We start from the raw sequence: 21,407 nt of genomic DNA on the forward strand, positions 1-21,407 counted from the left end.
GGTGAAAGCAGTTGCGGTCGGGTTCAGGTTCATTGTCGCAAAAAACGCTGCACGGTCCTTCCGCTTCACGCTACTGCCTTTCCGCTGCTTTTGGAGATGGACCTGAAATTAATCAGAGAGTTTCCCCACGGCGATCCAGCATCTCTTTTTCAATTTTCTCCATCGTTTTGCTGTCGAGTTTATAGAAAATCATTAGCCCGGCGGCTGCAAAGAAGAAAACAGAAGGCACTATGCTCCACATGAAACTTATGCCTTGCAGCGCTCCAGGGGTTTGCTCCTGCCCCTTAACAAAGCCAGCAATGTCCAAAATATAGCCCGGAATCGCACTCCCTACGGCTGACCCGAATTTGATGGCGAACATAGAGGCTGAAACTGTTAAGGCAGCAATGTTCCGCCCGGAAATCCACTCGCCATATTCCGAGCAATCTGTATACATAACAAAGAGCAGCGTGATAATTAACCCAAAACAGAATAAACCAACGGTATATACAACAAGCGTTAACGCGTATTGCTCAACGGGAACAAAATAGGTCAATACAACCGAAACGCCAAACAGTGTATTTACCAATATCATCAGTATTTTTTTGTCGACCAATTTCAAAACATAAGGTGTCAACAGTGCACCGAACAACTGAGCTACAGTTCCAGTTGAAAATATCAACGAAGTGCCATCCATCCACCAGAGCACCTTCTCATCGACTAGCCCCATATTATATTTCGTATAAAATGCCGTACTGGAAATCCTTGCCACAAACCCAACAATCGATATAACAGAACACAATGCTAAGATGATCCAAGAGGTGTTATTCTTAAGAATAGCGAAATCCCCTTTGATACTAGATTTATTTTCTCTGGGACTAATCCTTTCCCTTGTGGCTGCAAAGGTAAAAAAGAACAGGGCCATAGATAGGATGGCAAAAAGAATGATAGTTAGCCTGAATCCAAGAACTTCATCCCCTCCGCCGAGAAAAGCAACGAGGGGTTTCGCGCAGGCTCCGACAACTAGCGTGCCCAACGCTGCAGAAACGAATCTAAATTGAGTTGCTTTGGTTCGTTCCTCAGATACTGGCGAAATCACTGCTAACAATGCAGAATACGGAACATTGATGGCAGTATAGGCCAACATCACGAGGGAATAGGAAACATAAGCAAAGACTAGCTTACCCGCTCCAGATAATTCAGGCCCTAGAAAAAGCAAGTATCCAAGTAGGGCATAAGGAAGCGCCACCCATAGAAGAAACGGGCGATATTTACCCCACCTAGTATTTGTACGGTCTGCGATTAGCCCCATTGCTGGATCACTAACAGCATCGATCACCTTAGTCACCAAAAACATAGTCGCAGCACCAGCTGGCGATATCCCCCAAACATCAACGTAATAGTACAACAGGAAGATGTTAAAGAATGTCATGTAGAAATTTGAAGCCATGTCTCCGGAGCCATAGCCTAATTTTTCTACAAAAGATAGTGGGGCAGTATTCGATTTGGAGGTAGCCATTATTTTCCTGTATGATCGCTGATTGACTAGGTATCAAATATAGGGATTAATCGAGTAATCAACCATAACAATAAGTATATCGATTAGCACAAAAAACAAGACGATAGTTAAGTGCCCTGAGAACGATGATAATCCGCTAGAGCGGAGATTTCAGATTCTAAATTTCGTGTTGAAGCCAATGATTTAGCCAAAACTTATCCGATCATGCTCGATGACTGTCTAAACTGATCTATTTCGCCCAAACTTCAAGGGTGTTGGCGCCGGCGATGAGGTCGATAAAAGGGCCCACAATCGTGTGGCATTTGGGAACCGGGACTTTGAAAACAATCACTGACGATTTCATAGGATGTAGTGAATTTTCGATACTTAGGGCGGCTGCCTCCCCGGTTCCGCCGAGGATCAAGCTCTGCGTTCTCGCTCAGCTTTACAAGCTCAGACCTAATACGACCTTACTTTACTAGACTGTGGTGGTCTTTTTGTTTGTTGTGTTCAGTTTCTAGATACCCGTCTTGCGCTCTCCAGTACGAGTCGTGACCCCGAAATGCGTTTAAGCTGGCGGACGAAATGGATGCGTGCCCTTCAGTGATCACTTTTCCTGCGCTACACCCCTTTGTTTGAAAATCGCTTCGAATTTAGCGGTGACACTCCTAAAGGCGTCATCTCTAGAGATATCCTTGGTCTCGTGTGGGTCGCTTTCGTAGTCGTAGAGTTCGGTTGCGATCACTTTTCCCGCACGTTCTCCCGCCCGATAGTCCATTTGCAGCCATTTAGTGTAACGGAAGCGTTCGTCCCTGAGCGAATAGCCCATCACTGGATCTTTTTTCGAGCCGCGAGGGTACTGGGCTAGGGCCGCGGATCGAACCGAGGAGGATGGATCCTTCATGAGTGAAACGAGGCTTTTACCCGGAAGATGTGGGGGGATTTCTAATCCGGCCAGTTCGCAAAGGGTTGGGAAAACATCCACGAATTCGGTAGGAGATTGGGTTTGATTTGCCTCATAACCTACCGGGCTGACGAAAACGAGGGGTGATCGGACGGATTGCTCATAGTTCGTATGTTTCGTCCAGAAACTATGGTCTCCCAGATGAAACCCGTGATCGCCCCAAAGGCAGATTATCGTCTTTTCGGTCAGGCCAAGTGTGTCCAGATGCTCGAGAACCTTCCCGACCTGTGCATCCATGTATGTAACGGAGGCCATGTATCCGTGGATGAGACGTTTTTGAAGATCCTCCGGTAGATCGGGTATCCTGGGAATATCGCTGTACTGTCCTAGTTCACCACTTTCAGCGCCCCTACCTTTGTGCCCAATTACCGGGGAGCCCATGGGAGGATCGCTAAAGGCAGCTATCTCAATTTTCTCGGGATCATAAAGATCCCAGTACTTTTTAGGTGCGGCGAATGGCAAGTGTGGTTTGTAGAAACCTACAGAGAGGAAGAAAGGCTGCTCTTTCTCGGCCAAGAGGTTCAGTGTTTTGATTGCAGCACTAGCCACTGCACCATCGTCGTAGGCATCGTCTGGAACGTCTAAACACTCCGTGGAAGGCAATACCTCCGAACCACCGAGTTCTACCATTTTCCTGGCCTTAAGGTATTTTGGGTGGAACACCTGTCCTTCTAATTGTTTTTCTATTCGTTTGGCCGTTTCGATGGTTTCTTCACTCACATAGTCTCTATAGTGAGGCATTGAGCGGACTACGGGTATACTCTCATAGGGGACGCTCCAAGACGGAGCATCTTGATCAGTATTGTTGTCCACGCAGCGAGGGTCATAGGTTTTTCCCAAGCCAGTTGTTTGATAGCCTTGCTGACGAAAATACTGAGGGAGCGACAAGACGTCAGGGTTGATGTCTCTCATCTTGGTTACCAGATCCCAAACCCGGGTCTGATCAGGATATAGGCCAGTCATAATGCTTGCTCGCGAGGGACCGCAAACCGCCTGCTGGCAAGAGTTGTTAAGGAAGACAGTTCCCCGCTCGGAAAGTCGATCGATATTAGGTGTCTGAATGACCTCGTCCCCGTAACAACCGAACAAGGGCTTAAGGTCATCTATCGGGATAAACAACACATTTAAGCGTTCGGAGTCTTCAGCATAGATAAAGCCTCGAAGACAGAGCACGAGCGAGAAGGAGAGAATGAAATAGCTCTTCATAAAATCAGAATTATATTTTTATCTTGCATGGAAGGCTCACTGCCTTCGCTGCAGCTTCTGGGGCCACTGATTGCGAAGATTCGCTAAGGATCCTAGTCCGCCATGGAGAGCGACCGCTGTAAAGCTCTTGACGATATTGAGCGCACATAGCCACAGCTGCATAAAGAGTATCAAAGCGTATTCCCTCTTGGGCAAGCCGATCGATATTCGGTGTTTTGCAATCCAAGCTGCCGTATGCGCCCAAAGTGTCCCGAATCATATCGTCGGCCAAAATGAAGACCATATTCAACTTAGTTTCCGCATGGGCGGATAGGCAAATGATTACGACGGTGAAAGACAGAGTGACCCAGCGGCTAAGAAAAAAGCCACCAAGACTAGCCGTCCGCTCATATGGGATGTACTCGCTCACAGCGAAGGCGACGCGCCAAGATTTACTACATGGTCCAAAGCGATTTCACGCGAGGAATGTCCTGCCATGATGCGATACCGACTTTCATCGACAACAAAGGCCTGCTTCTCCACATCCCACCAAGCTAGGGATTCGATAGGAATTTCAAGCTCTACCGAAACGGATTGACCTGCCTGTATTGCTACTTTCTCAAACGCTTTCAATTGGAGGTCCGGTTGATATTGCAGGGAATCCAAGTTCTTTACGTATATTTGCACTACATCTTGCCCATCGATATTGCTTTGATTAGTAACATCGAGGGAGATCCGAATATCGTCTACGTCGTGCTCAACCTTCATATTCGAATACTCAAAGGCACTATAGCTGAGTCCTTCTCCAAACCCATAGGTTATATTATCGCGAGCATACATGTAAGTTCGCCCTTTTCGTGGCTCATAGTCATCGAAATCCGGAAGTTTCGATGCATCCTTATACACAGTCAAAGGCAGATGGCCAGATGGGTTGACACGCCCCGTGACCAGCTCGGCGAGCGCGTTTCCGCCCTCCTGTCCAGGAAACCATTGGTAAAGAATAGCTGAGACATGCTCACCAACTTTGTCCAGTTGCGCCGTCGTTCCACCATTCACTACCAAAAGGATATTCGGATAGGTTTTCGAAAGTTCGGCTATCTCTTCAAGCTGCTCCGCCGGGAAGCTCAGATCCATAATATCCAATCCTTCGCGTGCCATGGAGTGGGTCAGACCGCCACAGTAAACCAGCAAATCCTTGGCCTTATCGACCTTTTTCTGTGTCAGGACGGGCTCCATCCAGCTCAGTTTAACAAAGATTTTTTCACCCGGCTGGATGCCACCGTAGCGAGGCGGCTTGTCGTAATACTCAATCCTCACATCAACGCTTTTGCCCGCTTCCAGACGAATCGGTTCACTAACCTGATGTTCCGCCGAGCGCCCCCACCAAAGGTCGAGGATCTGCTTTCCGTCAATCCAAACGCGGGCTCCCAATTTGGCCTCCAGCGAGAAGATATGCTCGCCAGTACGGTTCGGCACCAAGCTACCAGTCCAGCGAATGGACACATTAGGTTGCGGAACGAATGGATCCACATGAGTCAGAGGCTTGAGCCACTCAAAATCGATCACCGGGTCGACGCGAGTGCCTGCCGGAGAGCCTTCTAATTTGATATTTGAAAAGTATTCCCCCCTCAGACCGCGGGTGGCTGGATCGCCCGGCACGTGTAGGTTCGCTTCAGGCACGACACCCCATGTTCCACCCATCAAGGTGGAAATTTCAAAGTCTCCAGCAGCTATATTAGCAAACCCATCGAGAGGCGATACTGTGGGCTTCGTGGGCGTACCACTATATCCGCCGAGCGGCGTTGCGGTGACGTACGGTCCTGCCAATACAATACGATCATATTTCGATTTAACTGCCGGAAGCGTTTTGTTTTCGTTCTTCAGCAACACGGCACCTTCACGGGCAATTTGGCGAGCGATAGCTACGTGCTCATCGCAGCCGACTACGTCGGTGGAGATTTTGGTGAACGGATTATCTTCATCCGGACGCAACAAGCCTAGCTTGATGCGCGTGGAGAGGCTTTGAGTGACAGCCCGATCCAACTCAGACTCTCTAAGCAAACCACTTTCGATTGCCTGTTTCGCCCATGCAGGCTCCCCATCGCAATAGACATCGCATCCGGCGTTGATCATAGCCGCAGCGGAAGTAGGTCCGTCCTTCGTGAAATGGTGCTCCTTGAACATCCACCTCGGAACAAGTACATCGGTCACTACGGTTCCGCGGAAGCCCCATTCGTCGCGCAAAACGTCTTTCAACAGCCAGGAATTCGCAGAGCAAGGGGCGCCGTTAACCCCATTATAGGCAGACATGAAGGACTCCACACCCGCCTCATGTATCGCCGCTTTGTAGGCCGGAAAATAGAACTCCCGCAACGCCCTTTCAGTCACTCCTGGGTTGGTTTCCAAGCGGTTATACTCCGTGTTGTTGCAGACAAAATGCTTCACCGTGCCCACCGTCTTCAGAAAATCTGGATGATCACCCTGAATCCCAGATACAAACGCTACACCCATGCTCTTGTTCAGAAGCACATCTTCTCCGTACGTTTCCTCAGTCCGCCCCCATCGTGGATCACGAGCAATGTTGACTACTGGACTCCATATTGTGAGGCCATGATAAATTCCCGCAGCGTCCCCAGGAGTATCGGCGTGGTGTAACGCACGGGCTTCGTCACCGATCGCTGTCGCCATGGAATGAATTAAATCAGTACTCCAGGTAGAGGCCATCGACAATGTGATGGGAAACTGGGTTGCCTTTCCACGACGTGCCACGCCATGGAGAGCCTCGTTCCACCAATGGTGGGCAGGAATGCTGAAACGCTCCACAGCTTTGTTCTGCATCTCGATGAGTTTCAATTTTTCATCCAGCGTCATTTGAGCAACTATCTCGGCTGCCATTTTGTCTGAGCGATCATTCAAGGCAGTTCTATCCGGAACAGCCGCAGCAGCGCTAGCCATCGTCAGTAGTGTCAATAGAATTTTAAGTTTCATTTATTTGCTATAAAGTATATAATTCTGAATACAGCCCTCAAGGGGCCTAAGTAAGAAGGAACGCACCAACAATTTGCATAGCAATTATAGGCCCACCCTAGGTCGCGTGATGCTCAACTACCGCTGCTAGAACATTGATATTAATCAGGTTTTCCTCAGTTGATCCCCTCAGCCCGTCATTTTTTCCAATTCACGTCCTTTCGTTTCTGATACGAGCTTTGCAACAAACAAAACGGATAGCAGGGCGCAGAAACCATAGAGTCCGTAAGAGCCACCCAAGCCGACGGTAGCCAAGAGGACAGGGAAAGAAATGGTGATGGCAAAATTAGAAATCCATTGGAAGAGTCCGCTGACTGCCAGACCTGAGCCTCTCAATTGATTTGGGAACATTTCACCGAGCATTACCCACATGACAGGCCCCCACGAGAGGTTAAAAAAGAATACATATAGATTGGCAGAAATGAGAGCGACGGGCCCAGTAGTACCCCCCAAGACTAGCCCACCGTTTTCATCTACTCCCGAATTCACAAATGCGACCGCCATCGCCACCAAGCAAACAAACATACCGAGAGAACCACCCAACAACAGGGGTTTCCTTCCAATTCGATCTATCGTGAGGGTTGCCACGAAACAGGCTCCAATGCTCACAGCCCCGCTAATTACGTTTATCATCAACGCTTGGTCCTCAGAAAACCCAGCAGCTTGCCACAAAACGCTTCCATAATAAAAAACCACATTGATACCAACCAATTGCTGAAAAGAAGCGAGGCCTATACCAACCCAAACAATGGGCCGTACGCCATACTTTTGATGAGCGATATCTTTAAATCTCGGACGATGATCGCCGGCTAAACTCGCCGAAATCTCTTCCAGTTTCAACTCAGCCCGAGAGCCCATTAGCTTACGCAACTCCTTCAATGCTTTCTCCTTCTGGCTGCTGGCCACTAAATATCGGGGGCTTTCCGGAATAAAAAACAGAGCAACGAAAAAGCAGATGGCAGGACCTAGCTCGATCCAAAACATCCACCTCCAAGCCTCAAATCCCCAGGCAAATTCAGAGGTGGATCCTCCAGAGTATTTCGCAATCAGGTAGTTGCTCAAAAAAGCAAAGAAAAGTCCTGCAACAATCGCGATTTGCTGTATGGACGAGAGAGAACCCCGATATTTGGCCGGAGTCACCTCGCTAATATAGGCAGGAGCCATAACACTTGCTGCACCAACTGCGACTCCGCCTACAATCCGATAAACCACAAATTCTATAGATGAGCTGGCAATACCAGAACCGTAGGCACTTATTATAAAAAGGACCGACGCTACAATCAGGAGTGTTTTCCGTCCATATTTGTCAGCAAGGTTCCCCGCAAAGAAAGCACCAAAAGCACACCCCAAAAGCATCGAAGCAACATTAAACCCAGTTCCTGCACTGTCAGAATCAAATGCTAGTCTGAGACCATCTACGGTACCGTTTATCACACCGCTATCAAACCCAAACAAGAACCCACCTAGGGTTGCTATTAAGCTAATAAAAATAACAAATCTGAAATTTGTTGAACTCGCTTCCTCGCTACTAAAATCGTACTTTTTCATCGTTCTTAAGGATTGTCTTTTCCCTCTAATTCTACCGAACCTAGATTAATTGTTCGAGCACCCCCTTTAAAACATATACTTTCTCGGGATACTCCAAAGTGAGATTCTTAGCCTGTATATATCCGCTCAAAAAACCGGGATCCGACCATCCCACATAGCTATCCGTAACAGAGAGGATGCTTGACCTTTCTTGAATCTTATCGATTGGACTAACATCGAGTGATGCGTCTCTGGCTGTTGCGCTGAATAGCACTATCCAAAAAATCGATGCTTTCCGGGGACAAACGGGCATAAACTTGTTTATTCGAGGTAAATGTTCCCCTCAATTATGCCCGAATCTTAAATGCAGTGCCTTATTGATCTTTCTTCGACTAGCACGATTCTTATTCCATTTACAAAACGGTTTGAGCAGATGATGTTTCAGGCCATACTGACAGGATGAAACGACACATGGGAAAAGATGATGATCGCCGCCAGGTGGCCGATATCCTCAGAACCGAAAAGGAGGTGTACTTCCCTAAAGGCGGAGCTCTCTGCAAGGCGTTGCGAAACCTGGAGAAATTGTTTGGCACCGTTTCTTTATCGAAGACGGCAAACTCAAGATGGCCCGCCACAATACGAATCACCTCAATAGTATCGCCATAAGGACCGTCCCCCACTCCTCCCCTCGAACTCAGGCGAGGTATAAAATGTCGCCCGATCCATGGAGGGACGACCTCCCGTTCGTCCGCGTTGGAGGATCAGAACGACCACGGACGACTCCAGAGAAACCAAGTATCGAATTCGAAACACCAAAAAAACTAAACGATACTATAAAACACACCCAAAAGATCAATTTCCTCTTCACCTGCGGGCTTCAAGGTGCTCACCAAGCAGAGCAGCCAATCGCTCCACTACCGGCTTGTACTCCGGATGAGCGGCGACGTTCCGATTCTCGGGTCGGTCCTTTTTGTGATCATAGAGCATATCTTCTTTGAACTCGCCCTCTTTGTCGAAGAAACGGGTATAGTTATAACGGCCATCAATGACGGTTTCTCCCTCCTGCCAACGACAGAACACAAAGGGATTCGGAGCGTACTTCGGCTTGGTCAAGGTCCGTGCGAAGCTCTTGCCATCCAAGTGCTCAGGCAATGGGATTCCGGCCAAGTCGCAAAGGCTAGGATAGATATCGACGAAACTGACAAGCGACTGCGACTTCTTCCCCTGTTTCTTTCTGGGGTCACAAACAATCAAAGGCGAACGCATAGCATCGTCGAAATTCGTATGTTTTCCCCAAAAGGTGTGCTCTCCAAGGCTCCAACCATGATCACCCCACAAAACGATGATGGTGTTGTCAGCCAACTCCAGTCGCTCCAACCTATCGAGAATCCTTCCAATAAGCGTATCCACATAGCTGACACAAGCATAATAGCCATGCCGGAGGTTGATCGCAGTTCCTTCGTCTATTGGCGTCTTACCATCAGGTATATTCGTGTAGTTGCGCGTCTCGTTCGAGTTGAAGAAGGCGCTTCGCGGCATGTCATCGGGCAAGAACGAGTTCTCGGCGAGAGTGATCTCTGCCCTGCCATAGAGATCCCAATACTTTTTCGGGGCGTTAAACGGAAGGTGCGGACGGATAAAACCGACCCCCAAAAAGAATGGCTCTTTCTTTCCAGCCAACGTGTCGAGCTTAGCGAGAGCCATATCAGCGGTCTTGCCGTCGTAGTAACCATTGTCAGGGATATCAGCCGCCTCCCATGCTGGACCGGGTGCCCCCAAGGGAAGCTGTTTCAAGTTGAGATGTTCATTCTCCGGGCTCCGATAATCCCGCCAAGCCTCTTGCTGCTCTAGAGAGTTTGGAAAATCAGGGCGGACAGAGGGCTCCGACCAACTCTGAGGGGCATCGTCGGGATCGTGAAACACCTTGCCAACCTGCGTCGTGAAGTAGCCGTTCTTTTTGAACTGCTCAGGAAGCGTCACCACGCCCGGAGCATCAATATCGACTCGAGAGTTGTAGGTGATAAAACGATCCGGCAAGGGGTACATCCCCGTGAGCAAGCTAGCTCGCGACGCCCCGCACACCGGGATCGAACAATAGGCCCGCTCGAAGATCGTCCCTCGCGACGCGAGCCGATCGATATTTGGAGATTTGACCGAACTACTCGCTCCATAACACCCGAGCTCGGGTTTCAAATCGTCGACTGCGATAAAGAGAACGTTTGGCCGCTCAACCGCTGAAAAAGCGATCTGGAAGCAAAAAAGAGCAGCTATCGATAGTTTGTGTAAAACTCGTGTATTCATTTAATCTTTCCAACACTTTACTTCCCATGCTCCCGGCTCGAAACATTTTCGCCACGATAAATTGGATACTCTCGAATTTGACAGCAAACTGGGTCGTTATCTTTTTTTGCCCCATCCGGACCGAACCGAGTCTCCATTTATTTTGGCTCAGTGATCTTGTACGGGTCGAGCTTTTTGCCTTTTAGTGAACCGACCTGACCCTCCGGAATCTTGTAGTTGTATTTTGGATCCTGAATATCCAACTCGTGCCGTCTCACTTTCAGAAACTTTGCCCAATCGCCTTCAGAAAGATAATCGTTTTGGTTTTTCATCCAACTAAACATCTCCTTCTTCAAGCGAGCTTTAACAGAAGCAAAACGTTCATCCGATGCGAGGTTCTTTAACTCGTGCGGGTCGGCCAGCGTATCGTAGAGCTCCTCTTCGGGCCGCGACTTGTACTTTCGCGCTCCCCTTTCGAGGAAGTAATTCACTGGTCTACCCGCCGCTTGCTCGCGTTCGACCCGCTCCAGACTATTGAAACTATAGATGTAGTGATAACGTCCATCATGCACCGTACGCTGCGGGAAGACTTCACGCTCTTGAATACCCTGGCTATGCGCAACCCCATACACATAATCATGATTCTCCCCGCTCTTCCCTTCGAACAAGGGCAGGAGGCTATTCCCATCGAGATCAGACGGAGCGTCTCCTCCCGCCAAATCCAAAACAGTCGGCACAAAATCGGCATAACTCGTTAGCGCATCAGTGCGGCCCGCTTGAATCTTCCCAGGCCAGCGAACCATGAAGGCGACATTCAAGCCTGAATCGTAAACTGTAAACTTTCCTCGCGCGGTTCCATGGTCATCCGAATAAAACACGATCGTGTTCTCTGCTAACCCATGTTTCTCAAGCATTTCTAGGACCGCTGCGAACTCCCGCTCCTTCTCTGCTATACTGGCGTAGTAGCGAGCAACATGCTTGCGGCGTGGTTCCGTATCCTTCACAAAGGCCGGCAAATCGACATCCTCCGGGCCAAACGGAGTCTCCTTGAAGTAGGGACTATGTGGATACTCGCTTGTGACCAACATGCAAAACGGCTCATCCGCCGAAGCCATGTACGCATCCATTTTTCCCAATGGGATTCCAGGACGCGGCTTCCCCTCGACCTCAACCGGCATGAACCACTGCGACCATTGAAACTGATCTTGTGGGCCCACGTGGGACTTGCCAGCTAGAACAACATCATACCCGAGCTTGCCGAGGTACGAAGGTAGCGTCTCGACTCCCTTCCGGATCTCAGTGTGATTAATGAAACAGCCATTGCGAATGGGGTACAAGCCAGTGTAGAGCATCGATCGACTCGGAGCACAGATAGCCTGCCCAGTGAACGCCCGATCGAAGACGAGCGCCTGATCAGCAAAGACATCGGTCGTCGGGGTCGGAGCCTTAGTGCTTCCGTAAGCCGAGTGATCGAACAAGCTCTGGTCGTCTCCGAGAAAGAAAACCACATTCGGCCGACTGCCTGAGAGAGATTCCGCGTGCGCGACGCTGCAGATAAGTACCGCTATAAACCCAATAATTAAATTCTTCATAATTTTATTCCTGATTCAAACTCGTTCAATTCACACAACCACGACCTTGTTGGTGGTTTCATAGTGGGGCTCAAGACCCACCTTTTTCGGGTATATTTCAGTATACCCATAACATTTTTGAATAGTGGTTCGCACCTGTGATTTTTCTAACTAGAAATCGTATTGGTGGACTTATTCTGACACCCAAGTTTTTAGCCATTTGTAGTCGGGCTCGAGACCCACCTTTTCAAGGATGAGTTCATTGAGTGGACCGTCGTTTCCGAGCGGATAGTCGGCTCGAGCTTGAGGGCTGTTGAGATTGTCCTTAAACAATGCGATGCCGGAAACGTTCATGTGGTAACGACTGTGCCCTCCTGCGGTGACGATGTTTTCCTCCACGACCATTGGCTTGTCCATGTCGCCGCCACTGGCCTCGTCGAGATAAATGCCAGTAAATGGGGCTTCTGCCGCCCATCGAGAAGGACGGGAGTGGTGAATGTAGTTGCGGTAAATGCGGGTGCCCGGTTGCCGGGAGAGCGTGTAGATCCCACCCGCATCCGAAAGCTTTTGGGTGATGTGATGAATGTCGTTATAGCGGATGATGTTTTCCTCCATCACGCTGCGATGATGAGTCCAACCCCATCCAACACTGATCCCGGAGTAAGGGGTATGGCTGATCTCGTTGTGTTCGATTGAGACCCTTCGCCCAAATCCAACCGTTATGCCATTGCTTCCTGGATACTGAGTTCCAATCTGATAGACATAGTTGTTCGCGATTCGGATGTCCTGAGTGATCACTCGCACATCCTCGGGTTGGTAGGGCTGGTGGATTTCAAAGTCTGGATCGGAAAATTTGGCGATTAGCATACTGGTACCCGAAATATCATGGAACACGTTGCCCACGATGGAGGAATCAACCACACCCTCGTGGAAATCAAGCGCCGCTGCGTTCCCTAGATGCGTGAACTTGTTTTCATGAAAAGTGATGTTTTTCGCGTAGTTTACCTTTACCGCGGCGGCGGGGCGCCCGATGTATTGTTCATTCCCGACTGTTGGGTCGATGGAGTATTGACATGCCTGGGTCGGCATATAGCCGGTCTTCGAAGGGCGTAGCCAGTTCGAGTGCTTGAAGGTAAGCCCCTCGAATGTGAGGTTTTTAACTTTTTCATCGGGAGTTCCTTTGACCTCGATCAAGGATTCCAGCACAGGGACAAACACTTCAGCCTCGCTCATGTTCTGCCCGGGAAATGGCTTGTAATAAAGCAGATCCGCTACCGTATCCAGAAACCACTCACCTGGTTGATCGAGAAAGACGTAAGCGTTTTCAAAGTGATACGGTTGATCCGGGTGTTTGGGTGGATAGTCCCGGTCGAAAAGAATACGGCGTTCGGGCTCTTTCAGTTTGATTTTGGAGTAACATTTTTTCTTCCAGGTGTCTTCGTCGCTGGTGGCCTCAAACGACTTGACCCGTGCGACCTGCTCCGTCCAGTTCATCTGGATGATCATCTCCAGATCACCAATGGATTTCAGAGGATCCGTCGACCTGCAGGGCACGAAGATTTCTTTCTCATTGATGTTCCAGAGCGTGATGCGGAGGTACTCGCCGCTATTGGGGTGGCGTGCCCGGGTGGTGGCGTTACCGCCGATGTAGACTTGTCGGAAATTCAGCCCATTCGCCGGAGTTTTCCAGATGCCCTTTTCATGCTCGACCCACCCGTTCAGACTCATACCGCCGCTGATTACCGGATGCGTTCCCTCCATCCCACGATAGGAAATGTGTTGGTTCTTCCTTCCTCCATCTTCGGCACCAAAGCGGAGCGTGTCCCTCAGAGCATAATGCCCATCATCGATCCATACGGTGATGTTTTCTTCACTTTTTTCCACGACCTCAGCAACGGCCTTTTGAGCTTGTGCGAGAGAGGCGAAAGGTTGTTCCTTAGTGCCTGGGTTTTGGTCATCACCGGAAGTGGATACGTAGAAAAGCGTTTCAGCTTGAAGCACTCCGTGCGAGAGCACACTCAGGATAAGCAATATTCGTTTTAGTTTCATGGTATGTGCTTGGGTGGTTTCTTTTATTTTAGTCCAGCAGGCGATTTTCCTCAAACAATTAATGCAACAATACAGAAACGGGGTGCTGAAGGGATTCTCGTAGAAATTTGAATCCTTGTTTCAAATGCCATAACTTTTTTCACAGAATATCAGTACGGTAGCCGCTTGGGGTAGTCATTAAAATCCAGTCTCATAGCCGGTTCCTAAAAGGAAAACATAGAGCCTAATCGAGTAATTATCCTTAACGATAACAATCTCGACTAGCACGAAAACTAAGAGATCAGCTGAGTGCCCTGTGAATGATGACCATCCACAGGGTAAGATATTTCAGATTTTAACTTTTGGACTGAAGACAATGATTTAGCTTAAGCTTATCAGCGCATATTCAATGGTTTGTCTAAACGATCTACTTCGGACAAACCTTGAGGGTGTTGGTGCCCGAGATGAGGTCGATAAAAGGCCCCACAATCTGAGCGTTTGGGACCCGCGACTTTGAAAATAATCTCTGACGATTTCAAGAAAAGAACCATCAGGATTCACAAATGGAATTTCGGATTGAAAGGCTTCGCCAAGATTGCCAGTCGAGCCCCACTCCATTCCAGCGGTCGTGGATCAGGTTGTGATGAATGCGAACATCAAGGGGGGGGCGTGTTATACCATCAGCAAAAAGCTTCGATCAAGTTACAGGAAGCAGAAGCGTTTGCTGAGGCGCGTAGCCATCCGTTCCCAAACAACGAGATCACGGAGCTGGGATCGTCACGGTAGTCGCAAAGGATCTCGATGGGATTGAGCTCGAGACTGTACGGCGACAGCGCTACGACGCGCACGCCGTCAGAAACATTTTCGTGCTCCGAACTTTCAGGATGGGAGTCGGCGCCGTCCCATAAAATGCACGTGCTCGTGATCTGGATACGCCATATTGACCTCCCCAAGGAAGGTTCCAGTCCAGCGCCCTACTCAAGCTGGGCGCTTGCACGAAGATGCTTCTCCCCTCGAGCAGATCGATAGCCCTGTAGCAGCAGCTCCACTGGCAGAGCGTCAGCCAGAGCTTGACGGCGCGAGCACCCTCATGGTCAAGTTCCTAGCAATCAAGCACGAGATCCAAGAGTACTTGACTGCGATTGACGGGAGCCACCTTTCTTCTACTTTTGGCTTGGAGGTGAGAGAGTAGGTTCTCCTTGGAGATAGCCGAGGTCAGCGAGAAAACGGTCCATCGCGATGATGGTTTTGTAATGATGCTCCGCGTTCCCCTTGTTGAAGAAGCCGTGTTTTTGGCCCTCGTAGAGGATCAGGTCGCAGCGAGCTCCCTTTTGCTTCATCTTTATTCTGTACAATTCTGCGGTGGAGACAGGGATTAGTTGATCGTCAGTCCCAAGCAGGACCAGAGTGGGGGGCGCGTCGGCAGTGATATTGTGGAGAGGCGAGAAGTCCTGCCAGTAGGCTTCAACTACACTGTGGCCAAAACCTTCTGGGCCATTGTCAAAAACAGGGTTGAAGAGTACGAGTGCCGCGGGGCGAGGGCTTACCTCAAGATCGTCGGTTTCTTCATTAAAACCGGATATGAGAGCTATCGCTGCTGCAATGTGCCCACCTGCAGAACCTCCTCCGGCGATAATCCTGTTTGGATCGATTCCGAGTTTCGCGGCGTTTGAGCGTACCCAGCGCATGGCGGACTTTCCGTCCTTAACGCACTCTGCGGGCGTTGTGCCGTGGACGTTTCGTGTTCTGTAATCTGCACAGATCGCGACGATGCCGCGATTGGCTAGGTATTCAGATTGTGAATAAAAGTGGCTAGGTCCTCCTTTGGCCCAACCTCCGCCAAAGAAGAATACGATGGCGGGGCGTTTCTCCGACTTTTGGTGATTGGCTGGTTCGAAGACGTGCAGTTGAAGCTGCGTATCACCAATCGTTTTAAATGTGATTTTCTGGTCAGGATCTCGAGCGTATGACGCTGCGATACCGAGAAACAGAAATGAAAGAACTAGGATGGCAGCTCGTTTGGATAAAGGGCTTTTTGGCAGCATCTCGATAAACTAGCGATGGAGCGTGAACTGTTGAGGATACAATTCGACTGTTGGTTTTTGCAAAAAGCGACAAGCGGATACGTATAATAGCGTTTCAGCTTGAATCAATCCATGTGAGAGCACGCTCAGGATAAGTAATATTCGTTTGAGTTTCATAGCATGAGCTTTGGTGGGGCTTTTTATTGGTTCATCACCAAATGTAGTGGAAATACTCCTGCAATGCCTGTTCTACCACCGATGAAAGAGCGAGGCATCGTGTTGAAAACTTCTTCGCTAAGATAAAACGGCACAGGAGAATCGCCACCCTCTACGACAAATTGAAAAAAAACCTATAGAGGATTCGTAAATATCGCTGCAGCAGCGGATTGGGTTAAATTAGATTTTGTCCACGCGGCCTAGCATCCAAACGTATTTGCACTATATATTAAAAGCAGCACCTCCCTGTCAGCGATTCATTAGAAAGCCACAGAGACAAGCATCCAACAAAGAGTCTGCACTCCTTCACTCTCTCAAGTCCAATACTCCGTCCTCTATCGATTCCGCCATCTCGATGATCTTTTCAGCTAGATTAGAACCTGACACCAAAAGGACCCCGTAATACTCCTGTCTAATCCGTTTATCCGGCTCATCATGAATCAAATTAGCCATTCCGAGTACTTGATGCAGAGGAGTCAAAAGCTCGTGTGTAAATCGGTTTTTAGGTGTCGCTTCCATAAGCCTACAATATTACTTTCACTATTTCCCAGATGTCGCAAAACATAACATAGGTGAGATTTCAACTTAGAGACTTTCTAACAAATCGCTTTCGATTGAAAGACATACAATTCAAGCTCAAAATATTGGCTTTCGTTGTGAGGCATACCCGGAGGGTATATCGACGTAGCGAAGCGAAGATGGCGAAGCAAATGAGGAAACGATATTTTCAACCGAAGAGTATGATTTCACGAAGGAATTGGAATTATTGGACTGTCTCTTAATTGCTAAAACGGCGCCTTTACCCTGATCATCCAACAATCGAAGGGACCCCCTCCCCAGAACGTACCGACCAGCCCGCATCGTCGAGAAAGATAACGACCACGCTTGGCCTAGCCTGGGCCGCGAACGCACAGACAAATGTAATTACCGATAAGAAAGCAACCGACAGATGTCTCATATCCCTATTAATAAAATATATCACCGACACAACAATACCACAAATCATATATATATAAAAAAAACCAGATCCAACCGCCTCAACCGAAGGCAACTCCGCCGAATACTCCAAGTCGAATCAGCTGGAAGATCCGCATGTTGAATGCGTCGAGCGCGAACCGTTTCTCCTGCATGGCGTCCACAGAGAACCATAAATATATTCTCGAACTTCTTAACAAATTTCTGCCAAGCGTACTTCCCAACCTATTCGATCTCATACAAGAGCGAGAAGTACAATAATGCGGTGCTCTGGGTACTCCGAAACGACTTGATTCACCCAATCCGGAACGACATCGTGCTGTTTGCACTTAAGAGCGTCCGCCCCCTGAGGAGGCGGACAATCTGACTTATTTCAATTTCCGACGTCATAAACCCGCAGTTCGGCAAAGTTCATAAGGCCACCGCCAACTTTTCGAACACCTACATATCGATATGCAGTGGTATCAGAGACCCACCCTTCCCAAGTGCCCTCTGCAGCAAACGGTGCCTCAGTTTTTCTGGCAATCACCACACCTGCGTTGATATCCGGTGTATTCATTCCGACAATCTCGAAATTGGAACGAGCCCACTCTTGGTCGTAGCCCTGACGAGCAACCATTTCAACTTTTGAAATCTCTTTCGCGAATTCAAGGTCCACGTACCACCAATGGTCTCCTGCACCACCAGCGCTATGCCAAATAGTCGCGTCGTCTCCATCTACAGCTTTGCTAGCTGCAAAGGTGAGACTGTTATTCCAATCGCCCGAGCTAGTTGCTGTTTTCCAAGCGGCTACATTCATCCCAACGGATTTTGGAACAATAGCCTCAAACACTCGAAACTCGGCGAAGTTTGTTTTGGTGTCCTTATTCTTTTGAACTCTGATGTATCGATACGTTCCTGAGTTTTGAACAGTACCTTCCCAAGTCCCTTGGTGAGGAAACCCGGAGTTGATGCGTCCTAAGGTTACGAAATTCGCAGGGTCTGTGGGAAATCCCGGATCGTTCGACCCCAATATCGTCCAACCCCGTCTGGCTTTCGCATCATCAAAGTTTTGCCTTGCCACCATCTCAAATTTGGCAACCTGGTACTCTTGACCAAGGTCGATCTGCCAGTATTCGTAGGGTACCGGGTCGGCCCACCAAAAAGTGTCGATGTTGTCATCGATGGCCTTCGACGCTACCTTAGTGCTGTCCCTCTCGGAGGTCGCTGTGGCCGTACCGCCTAGAGCAAGATTCGTACTGCCCGAAGGGGTAGGTTTTGAATGAGCCAATGAACTCGCAGAGAATTGTACCCAGTCAAAAAAGGAGACGACCTCGCCATTCACCTCAGGGAATACAATAAAGAGATCATTTGTGCCTGTAACGGGGCTTATTATTGGAGCATCAAAATCAAAAAAGTTACCAGCAGTGGCAAAAGGTCTGATCTCAGCAATTAGCGCACCTGTCGGACTACCCAAGCGCAACTCAACGGTTGCCAAGTTACTATCTGTCCGCAGACGAGCGGTTACCCCGTTGACGCCTGAACCAAACTGAACATCTGCCAATTTGACCCAATCGCCTCCGTGTATAGAGTATAAAACATTACCCGCGAGGACTTCATTGGTCTCATTGAAATCCTTACCCTTCATCTGAGTCAGTGCGTCCCGATTCGGGTTTAAAGGATCAGGAAAAACGTCGGCCTCAGGAGTACCATAATTGTACATACTCGCAACTTGTATATCGCTCAAAGCTCGATTATAGATTCTGACATCATCGATACGACCTTCTACGCCACTAGCTATTTTGAGATCCTGAGTCGACGTGCCGATGGTGCCAGTGTACGCGAGTTCCGCCTTCTCCTGATCATCGACGTAAAGTTTCATCTTTTCACCGTCGAAGGTTCCGGTAATCAAATGCCATGTGTTTACCTGCAAACCGTGGTTAGTAATTCTGATATCGTGATTACTGCCACCTCCCAAAATTCTAAATAACAGGGAACCGTCAGATTTAATAAAACCCAAATTGTAACCTAGCTTGTTACCCCAGTCTTGCTTATTTGCCAATACGGGAAAGTTTGAGGCGTGGTTTTGAATGGTCTGATCTAAGCGAACCCAAGCTGAAACAGTTATCGCCTTTGTCGGATTAAGCTCTGCATCATGAGCCACGTTGAAGGTCCCACTCCCGGAAAGCTCAGCTGACTGTCCGAAAATTCCTTTTTCCCAAACCACTGGACTCGCAAGATTGTAGGTAGCGTCATTATCCGTAGCGTCGCCCAAGGCTACGTCTAGTGCGTCCGAACCCGTCCCTTCGTCAAAACGCCAATGAGCCAAAAGGTATTTTCTATCGCCTGCGGCTTGGATGATTTCATCAGCTTCACCCGTCCAGATAGCAGACGGGACGTATGTAGTGTTTTGAACATAAACATCCTGAACCGTATTTGAGACGATTCCGTCGCCAAGACCAAGGGCACCTTCGTAGTCCTCTTCATTTCCGATGGTTAGCGCAGAGGAATAGTTATCAGTCACTTCGATATCATCTTTGGCTTCGATATGGAAAGGGGGAAGACCTAAATCGAATGGAATGGGAACTGAATGCAGGTTAACCCAGCCTCGATGAACATCACTGGGAACCTCTACCACATTGCCTCTTGCTTTGTAATGACGCGTACCTTCGTCAAAGTAAATCCCAGCGTAACCACCATCGGACGCATTATCCGATGGCTTAATGTAATTTCCGTCCACAAAAGAATTTGGCTGCTGGCCTAAGGTGTAAATACCAGCACCATCTCTTTGTGTTTCGTTGTAGTCAGTAATGTGATTAAAGCTAACGAGATTATCATTAGTTAAAAATTGGTTATTATTTCTCCAACCCCAACCAATGGAAACCCCTGTGTAAGGCAGATTTTTAAGCGTGTTTTGTAGGATATGCATCCGTTCGCCATAGTATGCAGTGATACCTGGAGCACATGTGAACTCAGCTCCTGCCCACGAAATATCGTTATTTATAATCTTAATATCTTTAGGCGTGGCCTCTCCCTCGCGGACATTTATTTGGTCATGCAGCCTATCTCCCACCACGATTGCCTCAGCAGAAACATCCACAAAATCATTACCTATTATTTCTATTTTCGCAGTATTATTCACTAGATTTATTCCCGAACCACCCACATTGGTCACCATGTTATTCTCGAATCGGATATACTCTGCATCTTCAAGAATAATGGCACCAGGGATACGGTTTACGGTTCCTTGATCCGTGATGTAAGAGCCAGCCTGCGCTGAAGTAAATCCCTCTATACTCGGATAATCCCATTTTGTATATCGAAATTGGAGCCCACGAATCACGATATTAGTGACTCGTTCGTTCAAATCGGTTCCCTTTATTTCCAGCAGGCTGTCGGTGCGAGGTAGCATAAATTCAGCGTCATTTAACACACCGTACCCCCCTGCCCAGTAGACAAAGAGCTCTTGGGTATCCCTTTTGTAGTACCACTCACCATCTTGGTCGAGTTCTTCATATGCGTGCAGCAGTTCAAAATGCTCATCGTAATCAACCTTCCCAAAACCAGTACCGCCCCAACTAGCGTAAGGCTGTTTAAATTTAACGATGTGTTGACCGCCACCGGCATCAACGATGTCAAGGACTTTACGTCGGTGATTATTCCACTCTATCCTATAGTTCAGTTCGATGTCTGTTACATTGAGATAAGAGCTTTGGAGATCGCTTGAGTTAATGTAAAAACCATCAAAATCGGTGTAAGAGGTATTAGGATCGTCCCATCTTTGAGTGCCGACCAAAAGGCCAGGGGCTTTCGCAATGGGAAGTCTCGACCCATCAGAAAGCCAAACATTTCGAATATACTCAAGACCAGCCGAGGACACATCGAGCCTGTGGATGTTACCGCCCACAGAGGACCAACCACCTTTGAAACGCACTTGCCCCCTGATGACCACTGGATCAGGACCGGGAGCAGCTTGCCATATCACGTTGTGACCATTAGTACCGCTATCCGCCTCTTCCAACACGAATGGCTGACTGAAGTTGTAATACGGACCCTTGAGATTCACAATGATATCAGAGTTCATATTATTATTGAGGGATCTGACTTCAGCTCTAGCTGCCCACAAACCACCAGGGTTTGCTTCCGTAAAGTCA

General features: G+C 48.6%; 12 protein-coding genes. 1 reads left to right on the forward strand and 11 read right to left on the reverse strand.

Going from position 1 to position 21,407, the window contains the following annotated elements:
• Positions 1 to 112 precede the first annotated feature (112 nt).
• From JIN87_RS10080 to JIN87_RS10115, 8 genes are all read right to left on the reverse strand, one after another.
• On the reverse strand, positions 113 to 1,498 hold the full coding sequence (locus JIN87_RS10080) for an MFS transporter (protein WP_200355434.1): 1,386 nt from the start codon (positions 1,496 to 1,498) through the stop codon (positions 113 to 115).
• Between the two features lie 586 nt (positions 1,499 to 2,084).
• Complete coding sequence (locus tag JIN87_RS10085) at positions 2,085 to 3,647, reverse strand: sulfatase (protein WP_200355435.1); 1,563 nt, start codon at positions 3,645 to 3,647, stop codon at positions 2,085 to 2,087.
• A 10-nt stretch (positions 3,648 to 3,657) separates the two neighbouring features.
• A complete protein-coding gene (locus JIN87_RS28925) occupies positions 3,658 to 3,930 on the reverse strand; it encodes a sulfatase-like hydrolase/transferase (protein ID WP_345780791.1) in 273 nt (90 codons plus the stop codon).
• A gap of 122 nt (positions 3,931 to 4,052) precedes the next feature.
• The gene (locus tag JIN87_RS10095; protein ID WP_200355437.1) at positions 4,053 to 6,614 is read right to left on the reverse strand and encodes a beta-glucosidase; all 2,562 of its coding nucleotides are present in this window, start codon (positions 6,612 to 6,614) and stop codon (positions 4,053 to 4,055) included.
• Positions 6,615 to 6,782: 168 nt separating this feature from the next.
• On the reverse strand, positions 6,783 to 8,201 hold the full coding sequence (locus JIN87_RS10100) for a sugar porter family MFS transporter (RefSeq protein WP_200355438.1): 1,419 nt from the start codon (positions 8,199 to 8,201) through the stop codon (positions 6,783 to 6,785).
• Positions 8,202 to 9,044: 843 nt separating this feature from the next.
• Complete coding sequence (locus JIN87_RS10105; RefSeq protein ID WP_200355439.1) at positions 9,045 to 10,481, reverse strand: sulfatase; 1,437 nt, start codon at positions 10,479 to 10,481, stop codon at positions 9,045 to 9,047.
• Positions 10,482 to 10,618: 137 nt separating this feature from the next.
• Positions 10,619 to 12,052, reverse strand: coding sequence for a sulfatase family protein (locus tag JIN87_RS10110; RefSeq protein WP_200355440.1), 1,434 nt, complete (start codon positions 12,050 to 12,052; stop codon positions 10,619 to 10,621).
• A 171-nt stretch (positions 12,053 to 12,223) separates the two neighbouring features.
• Positions 12,224 to 14,080, reverse strand: coding sequence for a right-handed parallel beta-helix repeat-containing protein (locus tag JIN87_RS10115; RefSeq protein ID WP_200355441.1), 1,857 nt, complete (start codon positions 14,078 to 14,080; stop codon positions 12,224 to 12,226).
• A 970-nt stretch (positions 14,081 to 15,050) separates the two neighbouring features.
• On the opposite strand from JIN87_RS10115, the gene JIN87_RS10120 reads away from it, so the two are divergent.
• Complete coding sequence (locus JIN87_RS10120; RefSeq protein ID WP_200355442.1) at positions 15,051 to 15,251, forward strand: hypothetical protein; 201 nt, start codon at positions 15,051 to 15,053, stop codon at positions 15,249 to 15,251.
• On the opposite strand, the gene JIN87_RS10125 is transcribed toward JIN87_RS10120, so the two are convergent.
• The 3 genes from JIN87_RS10125 to JIN87_RS10140 all read right to left on the reverse strand — a co-directional run bounded on the left by JIN87_RS10125 (position 15,223) and on the right by JIN87_RS10140 (position 21,337).
• A complete protein-coding gene (locus JIN87_RS10125; protein ID WP_200355443.1) occupies positions 15,223 to 16,104 on the reverse strand; it encodes an alpha/beta hydrolase in 882 nt (293 codons plus the stop codon). The two genes, JIN87_RS10120 and JIN87_RS10125, sit on opposite strands and share 29 nt — an antisense overlap.
• 501 nt (positions 16,105 to 16,605) lie before the next feature.
• Complete coding sequence (locus JIN87_RS10135) at positions 16,606 to 16,752, reverse strand: hypothetical protein (protein ID WP_200355444.1); 147 nt, start codon at positions 16,750 to 16,752, stop codon at positions 16,606 to 16,608.
• Between the two features lie 895 nt (positions 16,753 to 17,647).
• A complete protein-coding gene (locus JIN87_RS10140) occupies positions 17,648 to 21,337 on the reverse strand; it encodes a LamG-like jellyroll fold domain-containing protein (protein ID WP_200355445.1) in 3,690 nt (1,229 codons plus the stop codon).
• Between the last annotated feature and the right edge of the window lie 70 nt (positions 21,338 to 21,407).

Source organism: Pelagicoccus mobilis (assembly GCF_016595505.1).
GTDB lineage: Bacteria > Verrucomicrobiota > Verrucomicrobiia > Opitutales > Opitutaceae > Pelagicoccus > Pelagicoccus mobilis.

Excerpts from the sequence above, each read along its gene's own strand:
- JIN87_RS10140 (WP_200355445.1), bottom strand. The coding sequence starts at position 21,337 with ATGAACTCTGATATCATTGTGAATCTCAAGGGTCCGTATTACAACTTC.
- JIN87_RS10110 (WP_200355440.1), bottom strand. The coding sequence starts at position 12,052 with ATGAAGAATTTAATTATTGGGTTTATAGCGGTACTTATCTGCAGCGTC.
- JIN87_RS10115 (WP_200355441.1), bottom strand. The coding sequence starts at position 14,080 with ATGAAACTAAAACGAATATTGCTTATCCTGAGTGTGCTCTCGCACGGA.
- JIN87_RS10125 (WP_200355443.1), bottom strand. The coding sequence starts at position 16,104 with ATGCTGCCAAAAAGCCCTTTATCCAAACGAGCTGCCATCCTAGTTCTT.
- JIN87_RS10105 (WP_200355439.1), bottom strand. The coding sequence starts at position 10,481 with ATGAATACACGAGTTTTACACAAACTATCGATAGCTGCTCTTTTTTGC.
- JIN87_RS10080 (WP_200355434.1), bottom strand. The coding sequence starts at position 1,498 with ATGGCTACCTCCAAATCGAATACTGCCCCACTATCTTTTGTAGAAAAA.
- JIN87_RS28925 (WP_345780791.1), bottom strand. The coding sequence starts at position 3,930 with ATGGTCTTCATTTTGGCCGACGATATGATTCGGGACACTTTGGGCGCA.
- JIN87_RS10100 (WP_200355438.1), bottom strand. The coding sequence starts at position 8,201 with ATGAAAAAGTACGATTTTAGTAGCGAGGAAGCGAGTTCAACAAATTTC.
- JIN87_RS10085 (WP_200355435.1), bottom strand. The coding sequence starts at position 3,647 with ATGAAGAGCTATTTCATTCTCTCCTTCTCGCTCGTGCTCTGTCTTCGA.
- JIN87_RS10135 (WP_200355444.1), bottom strand. The coding sequence starts at position 16,752 with ATGGCTAATTTGATTCATGATGAGCCGGATAAACGGATTAGACAGGAG.
- JIN87_RS10095 (WP_200355437.1), bottom strand. The coding sequence starts at position 6,614 with ATGAAACTTAAAATTCTATTGACACTACTGACGATGGCTAGCGCTGCT.